The following is a 14,801-nucleotide window of genomic DNA, read 5'->3' as shown; positions in this document are numbered from 1 at the left end:
AGAGTCCCGTGGGCGCGGTTCACCGCGCCCTGTTTTCTCAAAATCCCTGAAAGACGTGGGTTTTCGCGCAGCCGCTTGATGATGCCGCGCGAAAGCGATGCCCGAGGTGTGCATGGACAAGCCCGTTCTTCTTGATTGCCGTCATGTCTGGAAGCTCTACGGAGCGAATGCAGAGGCGATGCTGGCGAATGGCCGGATTCCCGACGCCGCAGCCTTGGCCGAGGCGAACGTGATCGGCGCGGTCAGAGACGCGCATGTGCAAATCCACCAGGGCGAGATTTTCGTCATCATGGGGCTGTCGGGCTCGGGCAAGTCCACGTTGGTGCGTTGCCTCTCGCGGCTTGTCGAGCCGACGGCGGGCGAGATCGAATTCGACGGGCGGGATCTCCTGCGCGCGTCCGAGGCCGAGTTGATCGAAATCCGGCGCAAGAAGATGGGGATGGTGTTCCAGCAATTCGCGCTGATGCCGCATCTCACCGTGCTGGAGAACGTGGCCTTCCCGCTGGAAATCCAAGGCGTCGACCGGGCCACCCGGCGCGAGAGTGCGCAGAAGGTGATCGAACTTGTTGGATTGCATGGGCGCGAGGCGTATTATCCGCGCGAGCTTTCCGGCGGACAGCAACAGCGTGTCGGTATCGCCCGGAGCCTCGTGGTCGAGCCTGACCTCTGGTTCCTGGACGAGCCGTTCTCTGCGCTCGACCCGCTGATCCGGCGCGAAATGCAGGATGAATTCATCCGCCTACAGAACATGCTGCGCAAGACCATCGTCTTCATCACGCATGACTTCGACGAGGCGATCCGTCTGGCCGACCGCATCGCGGTGATGAAGGACGGGGTGATCGAACAGATCGCCACGCCCGAGGATTTGGTCCAGAACCCCGCCACCGACTACGTTGCCGATTTCACCCGCCACGTGGCCCGTGCCAAGGTCATCCGCGCGCAAAGCCGTATGGAGCCCGCGACGGCCGAACGTTTTGCCGGGGAAGTGGCGCATGACGCGACCATCGAGTCCATCGCCGACGAGGTGGAGCGCGCCGATGCGCCGATGAAGGTCATGAAAGACGGCAAGGTGATCGGCCAGATCACGTCGCGTGCCGTCATCGACGTGCTGGTGGGCCGCGGCTGATGCTGGCGTTGTCGCGGCATATCACGCGCGGACGGCTCTTCTGGCTTGGCCTCTTCGCGCTGACATGGGCGCTGTCGACGTATTCGTTCCAGCTTTACAAGCTGTTGGACGCCCGATGGGTGATCCGATTTCCAAGTGCACTGCAACTGAACCTCGATACGGAGATCAGCAATTTCCTCGACTGGCTGGTGAACGAGGCGCATTTCGGACTGTTCAGCTTTCGCGACCTGACACGCGCCATCGCGTGGATGATCGAACTGCCCTACCAGTTCCTGCGCAACCTGCTGATCGAGGGCTTCCAGACCGGGATCGGGGACGGCGCGGTGCAGATCGCGCCGTCGCTGAGCTGGATCGCCGTGATCGCCATTGCCGTCGCCATCGGGCATTACGCCCGCGATTGGGCGCTGGCGCTGCTCGTGGGCGTGTGTTTCCTTTACCTTGCCGTCTTCGGGCAGTGGGACAGCGCAATGATTACGCTTGCCTCAGTGCTTGTGGCGGTGCCCATCGGAGCAGTTGGTGGGCTCGCACTGGGCATCCTCGCCTATCGCATGCCGTGGGTCGAAACGCTTCTGCGCCCAATTCTGGACCTGATGCAGACTGTCCCGGTTTTTGCCTATCTTGTGCCCATTCTCATTCTCTTCGGCTTTGGTCCGGTGGCGGCGCTTGTGGCGACGGTGATCTATGCCATGCCACCGATGATCCGCGTGACCATCGTGGCTCTGAAAACGGTACCCGAGGAATTGCTCGAGGCGGGCCGCATGATGGGTGCGACGCCGCGGCAGATGACGTGGAAGGTGCTTGTGCCTGCGGCCACACCAACGCTGATGGTCGGCGTCAACCAGGTGATCATGCTGACCCTCAACATGGTCATCATCGCGTCGATGATCGGTGCGGGTGGGCTTGGGTTCGACGTGCTGGCGAGCCTGCGTCGGCTCGATATCGGTGCGGGGATCGAGGCGGGTTTGGCCATTGTCGTGATGGCTATCGCGCTCGACCGTGCCAGCCAGGCCTTCAGCGAGCGACGGATGTCGCATCCCCGCACCGGATCGGTGGTGCAGCGGCACCCGTGGACGACGACGGTTCTTGCAATCGTGGTCGTGACCTATCTTCTCGGGCAAATCATTCCGGCAATACAGAACTACCCAGACGCGCTGAAGATCAGCACCGGAGCTTTCTGGTCGGACGCGATGGCTTGGATCAACGTCAATTTCTTCGACACGCTCGAAACCATCAAGACCGTGCTGCTCACAACGCTTCTTCTGCCTGTGAAGAAGTTTTTCGCGGGCATCCCGTGGTTCTGGGGCATTCTGGCGATGGGCCTGATCGTCGGGCGTGTGGCCGGGTGGAAACTGGGGTTGGCCGCCGCGCTTATGATGCTCTTCATCGCAGCCTCGGGCCTCTGGGGCGAAGCGATGGTGACACTTTACCTCTGCGGCGTGTCGGTCTTCATCGCCATCCTGATCGGGACGCCGCTTGGCATCTGGGCGGCGCAAAAGCCCGGGGCAGGGCGCGTCATCCTTGGGCTCATGGACACGCTGCAGACCTTGCCGTCCTTCGTCTACCTGATCCCGGTGGTCATGCTCTTCCGCGTCGGCGATTTCAGCGCGATGATCGCTGTGGTGCTCTACGCGCTGGCTCCGGCGGTCCGCTACGCGGCGCATGGGATTCGGGAAGTGCCGCCGCAGTTGCTCGAGGCCGGGCGCATGGCGGGGTGCACTCCAAGCCAGCTTCTGTGGCGGGTGAAGCTGCCGTTGGCGACGCCGCAGCTTCTGCTCGGGCTCAACCAGACGATCATGCTGGCGCTGTCCATGCTGGTGATCACCGCGCTCGTCGGTACGCGTGACCTCGGGCAGGAAGTCTACATCGCGCTGACCAAGGCAAACGCAGGGCAGGGGATCGTTGCTGGTCTGTCGGTTGCCGTGATCGCGATCATTGCCGACCGGATCGTACACGCGCTCGCTGACAAGCAGAAACGGAGGTTGGGCCTGTGACCATGGACGCCATCGCACGCGCGACGGGATTGTCGTGCTTCAATACGCCAACCGAGATCGAGCCGCTGAGCGGCGGTATCACCAATGTGAACCTGCGCGTCACCGACGGCGACCGTCGTTTCGTGGTACGGCTGGGTGCCGATATCCCTGAACATGGCGTGATGCGGTGGAACGAACTTACGCTGAGCCGCGCTGCGCAGGCCGCTGGTGTGTCGCCCAGCGTTCACCATCACGAGCCTGGCGTGCTGGTTCTCGACTTCATTGAAGCGCAGACCTTTAGCGAAGGGATGGCGCGCGATCCGAAGAACGTGCCGCGCATCGTGGATCTGCTGAAACACATGCATCACGCCCTTGGCGCGCATCTGACCTCACCGGTCCTGGCGTTCTGGCCATTTCAGGTGAACCGCACCTACGCAACCCGGCTGCGTGCCGATGGATCGCGGCACGCGACGGCGCTGCCCGCTCTTATGGCCGAACTGGACAAGCTGGAGGCGGCAACCGGCCAGGTGACGCTGGTGATCGGTCACAACGACCTGCTGGCCGCCAACATTCTGGACGACGGCGAAAAGCTCTGGCTGATCGATTGGGAATACGGCGGCTTCAACACGCCGCTTTTCGATCTGGCGGGTCTCGCCGGGAACAACGGTTTCTCCGAGGCGCAGGAGCGGGACATGCTGGAGCAGTATTTCGAACTGCCCGCAGATACCCATTGGCGCGCCTACCAGGCAATGAAATGCACCTCTCTCCTGCGCGAGACGCTTTGGTCGATGACTTCCGAGATCCATTCCGAACTCGACTTCGATTTCGCCGCCTACACCGCCGAGAACATGTCGCGGCTGACTGCCGCGCTGCAAGATTTCCATAACGTCTGAGGATCCGTCATGACGCTCCCTTCTTCCGCCAAAACCCTCATCATCGGTGGCGGCATAATCGGCTGCTCGACCGCCTATCACCTTGCGCAGATGGGCGAGGAGGTTCTGCTGCTGGAAAAGGCGGCGCTGACCTCCGGCTCGACTTGGCACGCGGCCGGTCTGGTCGGCCAGCTGCGTTCGAACGCCAATATCACACAGCTTCTGGGCTATTCCATCGAGCTCTATGACCGGCTCGAAGAGGAAACCGGCCTGGCGACCGGTTGGAAGATGAATGGCGGGCTACGGCTGGCCTGCAACGATGAACGCTGGACCGAGGTCAAACGCCAGGCGACGACGGCGCATTCCTTCGGCCTCGACATGCAGCTTCTGACGCCGCAGGAGGCGCAGGACCTCTGGCCACTGATGGATATCTCAGACATCGTCGGCGCGGCCTTTTTGCCGACCGATGGGCAGGCGAGCCCGTCGGATATCACCCAGGCGCTGGCGAAAGGGGCCCGTGCCAACGGCGCGGTTCTTAGGGAAAACACGCCCGTCACGGAAATCCTGACCGAGCGGGGCAAGCTTGTCGGCGTCCGCACCGCTGAGGGCGACATTGCCTGCGAAAAGCTTGTTCTTTGCTGCGGCCAATGGACCCGGGAACTGGCCAAGACGATCGGAGTGACCGTACCGCTTGTTTCGGTCGAACACCAATACATGCTGACCGAGGCCTTCGGCGTGCCCTCCGACCTGCCGACGCTGCGCGATCCGGACCGGCTGACCTATTACAAGGAAGAGGTCGGGGGTCTGGTCATGGGCGGCTACGAACCGAACGGTATCCCGTGGGCCAAGGACGGCATCCCGGACCCGTTCGATTTCCAGCTTCTGGACTCGAATTTCGACCATTTCGAACAGCTGATGGAACTGGCCTTGCCGCGCGTGCCCAAGCTCGAAACGGTCGGGGTCAAGCAGCTTATCAACGGACCGGAAAGCTTTACGCCGGATGGCAACTTCATTCTCGGCGAAGCGCCCGAAATGGCGAATGTCTTTATCGGCGCGGGGTTCAATGCCTTCGGCATCGCCGCCGGTGGCGGGGCCGGGATGGCGCTTGCGGAGTGGGTTGCGAAAGGCGCACCTCCCTATGATCTGTGGCCGGTCGATATCCGCCGATTCGGTCGGCCTCATACCGACACCGACTGGGTGCGCACGCGGACGCTTGAGGCCTACGGCAAGCACTACACGATGGCCTGGCCATCCGAGGAACACGAAAGCGGGCGGCCCTGCCGCCGGTCGCCGCTTTACGACAGGCTCAAATCCGCAGGCGCTGTCTTCGGAGAAAAGCTTGGCTGGGAACGGCCCAACTGGTTTGCAGAGCTGGGCGAAGAGGCGCGCGATATCTACACGTTCGATCGTCCGAACTGGCATGATCCCGTCGGGCGTGAGCACCGTGCCGCGCGGGAATCGGCTGTACTATTTGACCAGACCTCGTTTGCCAAATTCATCCTGCAAGGCCCAGATGCGGAGGCCGCGTTGCAATGGATCGCGGCAAACCGCGTAGACAAGCCTGTCGGCTCGATCATCTACACCCAAATGCTCAACGACCGTGGCGGGATCGAATGTGACCTGACCTGTGTACGCACCGGGCAGGACAGCTACTACATCGTAACCGGTACGGGCTACGCCACGCACGATTTCGACTGGATCCGTCGCAACATCCCCGAGGGCATGAATGCGCAGCTTGTCGATGTCACCTCGTCGAACGCGGTGCTGTCGCTTTTCGGCCCCAAGGCACGCGACATTCTGTCGGCCGTGACCCGTGCCGACGTGTCAAACGCAGCGCATCCTTTCGGCAGCGCGTGGCAGATCGGGATCGCCGGTTGCCCCGTGCTGGCATTGCGTATCACCTATGTGGGTGAGCTTGGCTGGGAACTCCACCTGCCGACGGAATATGCGCTGACGGTATATGACGCCTTGCACACTGCCGGGGCCGAACATGGGCTGCGCGACGCCGGATACCGGGCCATCGAAACCCTGCGTCTGGAAAAAGGCTACCGTGCCTGGTCCTCCGACATCGGGCCAGACCACACGCCGGACGAAGCCGGGCTGGGCTGGGCGGTTAAGATAAAATCGAACATTCCCTTCAAAGGGCGCGAGGCCGTTGCGGCGCAGCGCGAAAACGGGGTCAAAAAGATCCTCGCCACCTTCACCGCAGATTGCGACACGATCCTGTCGGGGCGTGAAACGATCTACCGCAATGGCAAACGTTGCGGCTGGCTTTCCTCCGGTGGCTATGGCCATACGCTAGGGCGCTCCATCGGCATGGGCTATATTCGCGCGAATGAGGCCATCGACCGAGAATACGTGCTGAACGGCACCTACGAGTTGGAGGTCGCAACCGAACGCGTGCCCGCTGAGGTGACGCTCAGTCCGCTCTACGATCCCAAGATGGATCGGGTGAGAGGCTAGGAACATGGCACAGCATTCGGCAAAACACTTGATCATTGGCGGGGGCATCATCGGATGCTCCATCGCCTATCACCTGACCCGCATGGGCGAAAAAGACGTGATCCTTCTGGAACGCGCGAACCTGACCGAAGGCGCGACGTGGCATGCGGCGGGGCTTGTCGGCCAGCTTCGGTCGTCTCGCAACACGACGCGAATGTTGAAGAAATCGGTCGAGATGTACGACCGGCTGCAGAACGAAGAGGGGCTGCAATTCGACTGGAAGAAGACCGGCTCCCTGCGCCTTGCCGCCACGCGGGATCGGATGCTCGAGGCGAAACGCCTCGCCACGATGGCCCGCAGCTTCGATCTTGAGATGTCGATCATCAGCCCGGCCGAGGCGAAAGAGCTGTTTCCCCTGATCGACGAGACGGGCCTCGAAGGGGCTGCCTATATCCCGTCCGACGGCTATGTCGATCCGGCATCACTGTGTCAGGCTATCGCGGGCGCGGCGCGCCGCCAGGGGGCCGATATCCGGCAGGGTGTGGATGTCACGGATTTTACTCTGCGCGGTGGCCGCATAATTGAGGTCGATACACCCGTCGGGACATATGAGGCGCAAAACGTCATCCTCGCTACCGGCATGTGGAGCCGCGAGATCGGGGCAAAGCTTGGCATCCGCGTGCCCGCCTGCGCCGTCGAACATCAGTATATCGTCACAGAATCCACCGGCTCTGAGATCGGTCACTACCCGACGCTGCGCGACCCCGAACGGCTGGTCTACTACAAGCCCGATGTCGGCGGGCGACTGGTGATCGGCGGCTACGAAGAAGGCACGCTGCCCTTTGGCGATCCGGAGATTCCGGGCCCGTTCGTGCGGCAACTGCTGCCGGAAAACCTCGACCGGTTCCTGCCTCTGGCCGAACTGGCGGGGCAGGTAACGCCCGTCGTCAACGAGGTGGGCATTCGACAGGTCATCAACGGGCCCATTCCCTATTCCGCCGATGGGGATTTTGTGATGGGCTGGCAGCCCGGCTTCGACAACCTGATGCTCGCCACCGGGTTCCTTTATGGCATTGCTGCAGGCGGCGGCGCCGGTGAGATGATCGCGGAATGGGTCGTCGACGGGTCGCCCTCGCTCGACCTCTGGCCGCTCGATGTGCGCCGGTTCGGGCCGCATCACGGGACACGGGCATTCATGTACCCCCGCGCGGTTGAGCATTACGCGCATCACTACAAGATGCGCTATCCCGGCCAGGAACACGAAACCGCCAGGCAGTTGCGCCTCTCCCCGCTCTACCAGCGCCTGAAGGACGCGGGCGCTGTCTATGGATCGAAGAACGGCTGGGAACGTCCGCTCTGGTTCGCACCCAAAGGCGTTCCACCCGTCGATCAGCTCGACTTCCTCGACCCCGGCTGGAAACGATTTGCCGCCGAAGAGCACAAGGCGGTGCGCGAACGGGTTGCGCTGATCGACCAGACGTCTTTTGCCAAGTTCGAAATCCTTGGTCCGGGCGCGCTAGACCTTCTGCAAAATCTGTGCGTGTCGAACATGGACAAGCCGTCAGGCTCCGTCATCTACACCCAGATGTGCAACGACACGGGCGGCACCGAGGCCGACGTGACATTCATCCGTCTGGGTGCGGATCGCTTCTACATGGTCACCGGCTCGGGCTTCGGCGTGCATGACAGCGACTGGATCCGGCGCAACATGCCCGCGGATGGATCGGTCCACCTGATCGAAGTCACCTCGGGCAAAGCGGTGATCAACCTCGCCGGCCCGAAATCCCGCGACGTTCTCGCAGCGGCCTCGGAAAGCGACGTGTCGGACGCCGCTATCCCCTTTGCTACCGCGCGGGAGATCATCGTCGGCGCAGCACCTGTGCTGGCAGCCCGGATCGGATATGTCGGTGAACGCGGCTACGAGCTTCACATCCCGACAGAATACGCGGCCCATGTCTATGACAGGCTCTGGCAGACCGGGCGGGAGGCTGGCATCGTCAATGTCGGCTACCGCGCAATCGAAAGTCTCCGGATGGAAAAGGGCTACATCTATTGGTCCGGCGATGTCACACCCGATTACACCCCCGTAGAAGCCGGTGTCGGGTTCCGTGTCCATCTCAAGGCCAAGGGTGAGTTCAAGGGCCACAACGTGCTTGAGGCACAGAAAGACGGCGATCTGATCCGCAAGCTCTGCACCTTTGTAACGGATGCTCACCTTCCGTTAACTGGCGGCGAGACCATCCTGCTCGGAGATCGGGTCGTGTCGCTCGCCACCTCGGTCGGCTATGGCCACACGGTGCAGAAGACCATCCTGCGCGGATACCTGGAAAAGGCGCATTGGGAGACACGCGACTTCACGCTCGAGGTCTTCGGCGACCGCCACCAGATCACGCAGGTCGAAGGGCCCGTCTACGACCCCGAAAACGCAGCGTTGAAAGGATAGGAGGGATGCCATGAGTGATCACGAGGAACAGGTGATGGAGGCATTACGCCGTGCGCCGGAATTCAAGGATGTTTCATCCGTCGACAGCATCACGCGTCTCGGCGGGCTTACGAACCGCGTCCACCGCGTCGACATGGGCGACCGCTCGGTGATTGTCCGCATCCCGGGAGAAGGCACTGAAGCCTATATCGACCGCGCGGTCGAGACCCACAACGCTTACGCCGCCGCACGTGCGGGGGTTTCGCCCGAGGTGGTCTACGCCGAACCAGACACCGGCCTTATGATCACCGAAACCGTGCCGGGTATCGCAACCATGACGCCCGAGCTCTTCAACGCCCGTGTCGGCTCGCCCGCCCGTGCCGGTGCCGCGCTCGCGAAACTTCATAATTCTGGTGAGACATTCGAGTTCCGCTTCGAGCTCTTCGCGATGATCGAAGATTATCTCAACGTGCTGTCGACCAAGGATGTCACTTTGCCCGACGGCTATCACGACGTCGTGGCGGCGGCTGCGCCGGTCAAAGAGATTCTGGCAAAGGCTGATCTGCCGCTCGCGCCCTGCCATTGCGATCCGCTGTGCGAGAACTTCCTTGATGACGGCAGCGTCATGTGGATCGTCGACTGGGAGTATTCCGGTATGAACGATCCGCTCTGGGACCTCGGTGACCTTTCCGTCGAAGCAGGCATGGACGCAAAGCAAGACGCTGAAATGATGCTTGCTTATTTCGGCCGCCCACCAAGCGTGGCCGAGCAAGGAAGGATGATTATTTACAAAGCCATGTGCGACCTGCTCTGGACGCTCTGGGGCCTGATCCAGCTGGCCGACGAAAACCCGGCCGAGGATTTTTGGGCCTACGCCACCGGCCGCTTCGCCCGATGCAAGGCGCTCATGCAGGACGACAACTTCAATTTCCACCTTGATGCGGTCCGCGCTGGTTGATCCAGAAGTGATTTATCTGGCAGTCATCGGACCTTTTCAGAATAGCTTGGGATGAGCCGGCCAAGGTGGTTGTGTAGCGTTTGGAAATGGCCCAATCCCTGGTGTGCCAACTTGGTGAGCAGCCCTAAAAGCCTAGCAGGAGAGATAGGAAGGCATTCTCCTTGCCCCACTCTGCCACGGCTTTAAGGAATGCTTGGATGGCGCAAGGCGCGCCACACGGCTGTCAGCGAAAGTTAGCTTGAATGCGTTCCCGCGGATTACAGCGGTAGGAGCCTCGCCTGCCATGATTTCGTCGGGGTTTCGGGCCGTTGTTCACATGTTTGCCGTATCATGATCACAACGAGGTCGGCGATACGCTCTATGTCGGCAAGGGGGATGATGGATCAGGCAATGCCACCACGATCCTGCCGCTTGGCGGGCGTGGGGCGTTCATGGATCTCGGCAACACCCAAACCGTTACCGGCGCAAAGACTTTTTTCGTGGTCCCCAAATCCTCGCAAGACGCGTCCGCGGCAACCGACCTTGTGCGCAAGTCGCAGTTCGATGCGGGACTTGGGGGAAAGGCAGCGGCAAGCCACGGCCACGCAATCGGGGATGTGAGCGGGTTGCAGACGGCGCTCGATGGCAAATCTGATGATGCGCATGGTCATGCGATCGCCGATGTAGCGGGACTGCAGACGGCACTCAACGGCAAGGCCCCCCTGGCGTCACCTGCGTTGAGCGGTGCGCCGACCGCACCGACGCCCACATCCGGCACGAACACGACCCAGATCGCAACCACGGCCTTCGTCCAGTCAGCCCTTGCGGGCTTTGGGGCAGGCGACATGCTCAAAGCCACCTATGACAGTGACGCCGATGGCAAGGTCGATGCGGCGGAGACTGCCGATAGCGTGCCCTGGGGTGGCATCACCGGCAAACCGTCCAGCTTCACGCCCTCAACGCACAGCCATGCCATCGCGCAAGTGACAGGGCTGCAATCTGCCCTGGACGCAAAGGCGCCGCTGGCGTCGCCCGCATTGACCGGCACGCCGACTGCGCCCACGGCGACCAATGGCACCAGCACGACGCAGGTTGCCACGACCGCCTTTGTGGCGGCCGCCATCGGCGCGCTGATCGATGCTGCTTCCGGTGCCATGGACACGCTGAACGAACTGGCTGCCGCCCTGGGCGATGATCTGAACTTTGTCACCAGCGTTGCCAATGCGCTGGCGGGCAAGCTCTCGGCCGCATCGAACCTGTCTGACCTCCCGAACAAGGCAACGTCGCGCTCGAACCTCGGGCTCGGCTCCATCGCCACGCAAGCTGCGAGCAATGTCACGATCAGCGGTGGGTCGATCGACGGGATTGCGCTCGACGGAGGCACGTTCTGAACCATGGCCAACGCGCTTCTGATCAAACGCACCACGGTGGCAGGCCGCGTGCCGGGGACGGCGCAACTGGCCGCGGGCGAACTCGCTGTCAATGTCGCCGATGGCAAGCTCTTCCTGAAACGCGTCTCGGGTTCGGAAACCGTCGTGGAACTGGGGCAGACCGGGCCGCAAGGCCCTGCGGGTCCAACCGGGCCTCAGGGCGCCACAGGGCCCAAGGGCGATACCGGCGCAACTGGCCCGACAGGTCCGCAGGGGCCAGCTGGCCCAACTGGACCGACCGGCGCCACAGGCCCACAAGGTCCTGCAGGGGCGGACGGGTCTCCCGATACCGCGGCCGAGGTGCTGGCCAAGCTGGTCACTGTGGACGGGTCCGGCTCCGGGATCGATGCAGACCTGCTCGATGGCAGCCACGCCAGTGCCTTTGCCCGCCTCACCGGGGCGACCTTCTCCGGCGCGGTGACAGCCTCGAACTTCGTCTCCTCCTCAGACGCGCGGCTCAAATCCGACATCGCACCCATCGCAGATGCGCTGGCCAAAGTGCAGGCGCTCAACGGCGTCACCTTCACAATGACAGGTAATGACACGCGGCAGATGGGCCTCATCGCACAAGAGGTACAGACCGTCGCGCCAGAGGCCGTCGTTGAGGCCGAAGGCGTGTTGCGTCTGGCCTACGGCAATCTCGTGAGCCTCCTGGTGGAGGCCATCAAGGACCTCGCTCATGAGGTTGATCAGCTGAAAAGGACCGAGCCGTGATCGAGACCGGACTGCATGTCATCTACAACACGGGCTCGCGCCTGCATTACGCCGTCGATGTCCAGGACACCTATGCAGGGATTGCAGTGTTTGAAGTTTGCGAAGCAGGTACAGGCCTGCGAGATGGCTTTGGAATGCTCCCATGGAATGAACTGCTGCCCCTGCTTGAGACGCCCTTTGCCTATGTCACGCGCTCAGGCTTTGTGGACCTCGAAAGAAATGGTCTGTTTGTCCCAGACCTTCCCGGGTGTCCCCATGGCGGTCTCTACAAGGGTCGATCCTATGTCTTCCTCGACGGCATGCGCGGCTATGATGAACTCACCGATTATGCACTGATCGACATCATGACGGACAACGCGGGGTTTCCACTGCCGTGGCGCAACCGGTTTGCCCAATCTGCCCGCGAAAAGGTGGATTATTCTGGTCCCTTCGCGATCTGTGTGGGTTGATGGTGAGCGACGCGTCCGCAGGTATACCATATGTTGTAGTCGGGACGTGAGGCGCGTCTGGCGCGGAGACCGTATATATCGCAGCGCCAGACGCGCCTGATCTGTTGCGCTATGGCCCGCGTGAAGGGACGGTGGGAGCGTGGAGGCCTGACACGGAGGAGCGATGGGACCCGAGACGAGCTTGTTCACAATGGCGCTTGGCCTTCGGGCCCCGTGGAGTGTCACGGACGTGCGTTTCGACGCCAATCTCAAGGAGATCCACTTCGATGTGCGCTTCAAAGCGGGGAGCAGGTTTGCCTGCCCGTCTTGCGGTGCGGCGGATCAGCCGGTGCACGACACGAGGCCGAGGACCTGGGAACACCTGCGCTTTTTTGAGCACAAGGCTTTCATCCATGCCGCCGTACCTCGCGTCGCCTGCGGTCAATGCGGGAAGACCGGACAGGTGCCGGTCCCCTGGGCGCGCAGCGGCAGCGGGTTCAGCCAGTTGTTCGACGCCTTCGTGATCGCGCTCGCCCGGGAGATGCCGGTAAAAACCATCGCTGATCTGCTCAATATCGGAGACGACCGGATATGGCGTGTGCTCGAGCACTACGTTCCCGCGGCGCGCGCTCAGGAGGACTTCAGCGATGTAACGGCTGTCGGGATCGACGAGACGGCATCGCGGCGGGGCCACAATTACATCACCCTGTTCCATGACCTGAACGTTGGCAGGTTGCTCTTTGCCTGTGAGGGTCGCGACGCGGACACGGTCCGGGCATTCGCCAAAGACCTCCGGGAGCATGGCGGTGACCCTGATCTCGTCACAGCGGCCTGCATCGACATGAGCAAGTCCTATATCGCAGGCGTGGGTCGGCATCTGCCGGAAGCGGCCATCACCTTCGATCGGTTCCATGTCATCCAGCTGGCCAATGCTGCGCTCGAAGAAGTGCGGCGCGCCGAGGTCCGCGAAAACCCTGCGCTCAAAAACAGCCGATGGATGTGGCTGAAGGACAAACACAGCTGGACCAAGCGGCAGATGAGGTGGGTGTCGATGGCGAGGACGTGCTGGCCTATGGTGAAGAGAAGCTCCGCGATATGCGTCGGCAGGTCATGTCGATGGTATTCCAGAAGTTCGCGCTGCTGCCGCATCGGACCGTGGCGGAAAACGCGGGCACGACGCTGGGCGTGCGGGGTGTCTCAAAGCGAGAGTATCTGGCTGAGGCCGATAAATGGCTCGACCGTGTGGGCCTGCACGGATTTGGCAACCATTACCCGCACCAGCTTTCCGGCGGGATGCAGCAGCGCGTCGGTATCGCCCGGGCACTGAGCTCGAATTCCCCGATCATGCTGATGGACGAGGCATTCTCGGCGCTTGACCCGCTGATCCGCACGGACATGCAGGACCTGCTGCTCGAGCTACAAAAAGAACTGCACAAGACCATCATCTTCATTACCCACGATCTGGACGAGGCGCTGAAACTGGCGGACCATCTGGTGATCCTCAAGGACGGATATGTCGTCCAACAGGGCGAGCCGCAGCATATCCTGCTCAATCCAAACGATCCCTACATCGAGGACTTCGTCAGCGACATCAACCGCGCGCGGGTGCTGCGCGTGCGCTCGATCATGACGCCGCTCGATGGTCAGCCGGTGCCGCCCGATGCCCATGGCGAGGTAGGGTATGACGCTACACTCGAAAGCATGATCGCCCGGTCTGGCGGGGACACGTCACACCGGTATATCGTGATGCGCGACGGTCAGCCCGCCGGCACGCTGGACATGACGAACCTGGTCAAGGCGCTGGTGCCTCGTGTCGCATCGGAAGCGGCCGCGCGGAAGTATTGAGCGGGGAATCCTTCTTTGACACACGGCCTTTTTCTCGTATGAGGAGGATATCGGCGTGAACGCGATGCCGCCCTTCTCTCTGTTGGAGGAAGTGATTCAGTGTCTCAAAGATGTCGAAGCTAACGGTTTTGCCATCGAGGAAATGCGCGTGGCCTGCCGCACCGCGCTAGAAGTCACGGGTGAAGCCGGCAGGGCGCAGGGCCAAGTGCCGACCCATCGTCTTCTTCTCGACGATGCCATAGCCGCCATCGATTCCCCGCAACTTCAGAACCTGAAGTCTTCCTTGCTGTTGGCCAAGGATCATTTGCAATGGAAGGTGGACGACGGCGGCTACTACGACGCGGGCGACGATGTGGGCGATGGATACCGCTCGGGCAATATGCACAGCTTGCTTCTGGGGCCGCAGGATGCGTTCGTTCACTCGTCCGAGCACTTGCTTGGTCTATTCCTTTTGGCCCCTTGGACGCACTACCGCGACCACAAGCACCTCGCGCCGGAAATCTACGTGCCCTTAACCGGCCCGTCCGCCTGGCGTTTCGACCTGAAAGAGTGGGTCGATCATCCCGCTGGCAGCACAATTCTGAACCCGCCCAATATGGTTCACGCCACAAGAGC

Annotated in this window: 11 protein-coding genes and 1 pseudogene; all 12 read left to right on the top strand. The window is 61.9% G+C overall.

Annotated features, from left to right (window positions below; translation table 11 throughout):
- The first annotated feature begins 112 nt into the window (after nt 1-112).
- Nucleotides 113-1,126, top strand: coding sequence for a quaternary amine ABC transporter ATP-binding protein (locus tag MCRY_RS18290; protein WP_085632566.1), 1,014 nt, complete (start codon nt 113-115; stop codon nt 1,124-1,126).
- Complete coding sequence (locus tag MCRY_RS18285) at nt 1,126-3,117, top strand: ABC transporter permease (protein ID WP_085632564.1); 1,992 nt, start codon at nt 1,126-1,128, stop codon at nt 3,115-3,117. The genes MCRY_RS18290 and MCRY_RS18285 overlap by 1 nt, the downstream gene beginning before the upstream one ends.
- A 2-nt stretch (nt 3,118-3,119) precedes the next feature.
- Entirely contained in the window at nt 3,120-3,989 is an 870-nt protein-coding gene (locus tag MCRY_RS18280) for a choline/ethanolamine kinase family protein (protein WP_085632562.1), read from the top strand.
- A 9-nt stretch (nt 3,990-3,998) separates the two neighbouring features.
- Complete coding sequence (locus tag MCRY_RS18275; RefSeq protein ID WP_085632560.1) at nt 3,999-6,431, top strand: GcvT family protein; 2,433 nt, start codon at nt 3,999-4,001, stop codon at nt 6,429-6,431.
- A gap of 4 nt (nt 6,432-6,435) precedes the next feature.
- Nucleotides 6,436-8,853 carry a GcvT family protein gene (locus MCRY_RS18270; RefSeq protein WP_085632558.1) on the top strand — a complete coding sequence of 806 codons (2,418 nt, stop codon included), beginning with the start codon at nt 6,436-6,438 and terminating at the stop codon, nt 8,851-8,853.
- Nucleotides 8,854-8,863: 10 nt separating this feature from the next.
- The gene (locus tag MCRY_RS18265) at nt 8,864-9,790 is read left to right on the top strand and encodes a choline kinase family protein (RefSeq protein ID WP_085632556.1); all 927 of its coding nucleotides are present in this window, start codon (nt 8,864-8,866) and stop codon (nt 9,788-9,790) included.
- Between the two features lie 308 nt (nt 9,791-10,098).
- Nucleotides 10,099-11,160 carry a phage tail fiber repeat family protein gene (locus tag MCRY_RS18260; RefSeq protein WP_139834115.1) on the top strand — a complete coding sequence of 354 codons (1,062 nt, stop codon included), beginning with the start codon at nt 10,099-10,101 and terminating at the stop codon, nt 11,158-11,160.
- Nucleotides 11,161-11,163: 3 nt separating this feature from the next.
- Entirely contained in the window at nt 11,164-11,913 is a 750-nt protein-coding gene (locus tag MCRY_RS18255; RefSeq protein WP_085632554.1) for a tail fiber domain-containing protein, read from the top strand.
- Complete coding sequence (locus tag MCRY_RS18250) at nt 11,910-12,362, top strand: hypothetical protein (RefSeq protein ID WP_085632552.1); 453 nt, start codon at nt 11,910-11,912, stop codon at nt 12,360-12,362. Before MCRY_RS18255 ends, MCRY_RS18250 begins: the two co-directional genes overlap by 4 nt.
- A gap of 163 nt (nt 12,363-12,525) precedes the next feature.
- Nucleotides 12,526-13,335: pseudogene (locus MCRY_RS18245) on the top strand (ISL3 family transposase); the annotation flags it as partial.
- 5 nt (nt 13,336-13,340) lie between these two features.
- Nucleotides 13,341-14,186, top strand: coding sequence for an ATP-binding cassette domain-containing protein (locus tag MCRY_RS18240; protein ID WP_244897929.1), 846 nt, complete (start codon nt 13,341-13,343; stop codon nt 14,184-14,186).
- A gap of 64 nt (nt 14,187-14,250) precedes the next feature.
- On the top strand, nt 14,251-14,801 hold a 551-nt coding region (locus tag MCRY_RS18235; protein ID WP_244897934.1), incomplete at its 3' end, for a dimethylsulfonioproprionate lyase family protein.

The organism is Marivita cryptomonadis, assembly GCF_002115725.1.
GTDB lineage: Bacteria > Pseudomonadota > Alphaproteobacteria > Rhodobacterales > Rhodobacteraceae > Marivita > Marivita cryptomonadis.
Note: the sequence above shows the minus strand (reverse complement) of the source record. Positions and strands in the feature narration are given on the sequence as shown.

Bases quoted from the DNA above. Each gene is read 5' to 3' on its own strand.
- MCRY_RS18255 (WP_085632554.1), top strand. From the start codon at position 11,164: ATGGCCAACGCGCTTCTGATCAAACGCACCACGGTGGCAGGCCGCGTG.
- MCRY_RS18275 (WP_085632560.1), top strand. From the start codon at position 3,999: ATGACGCTCCCTTCTTCCGCCAAAACCCTCATCATCGGTGGCGGCATA.
- MCRY_RS18265 (WP_085632556.1), top strand. From the start codon at position 8,864: ATGAGTGATCACGAGGAACAGGTGATGGAGGCATTACGCCGTGCGCCG.
- MCRY_RS18285 (WP_085632564.1), top strand. From the start codon at position 1,126: ATGCTGGCGTTGTCGCGGCATATCACGCGCGGACGGCTCTTCTGGCTT.
- MCRY_RS18270 (WP_085632558.1), top strand. From the start codon at position 6,436: ATGGCACAGCATTCGGCAAAACACTTGATCATTGGCGGGGGCATCATC.
- MCRY_RS18280 (WP_085632562.1), top strand. From the start codon at position 3,120: ATGGACGCCATCGCACGCGCGACGGGATTGTCGTGCTTCAATACGCCA.
- MCRY_RS18290 (WP_085632566.1), top strand. From the start codon at position 113: ATGGACAAGCCCGTTCTTCTTGATTGCCGTCATGTCTGGAAGCTCTAC.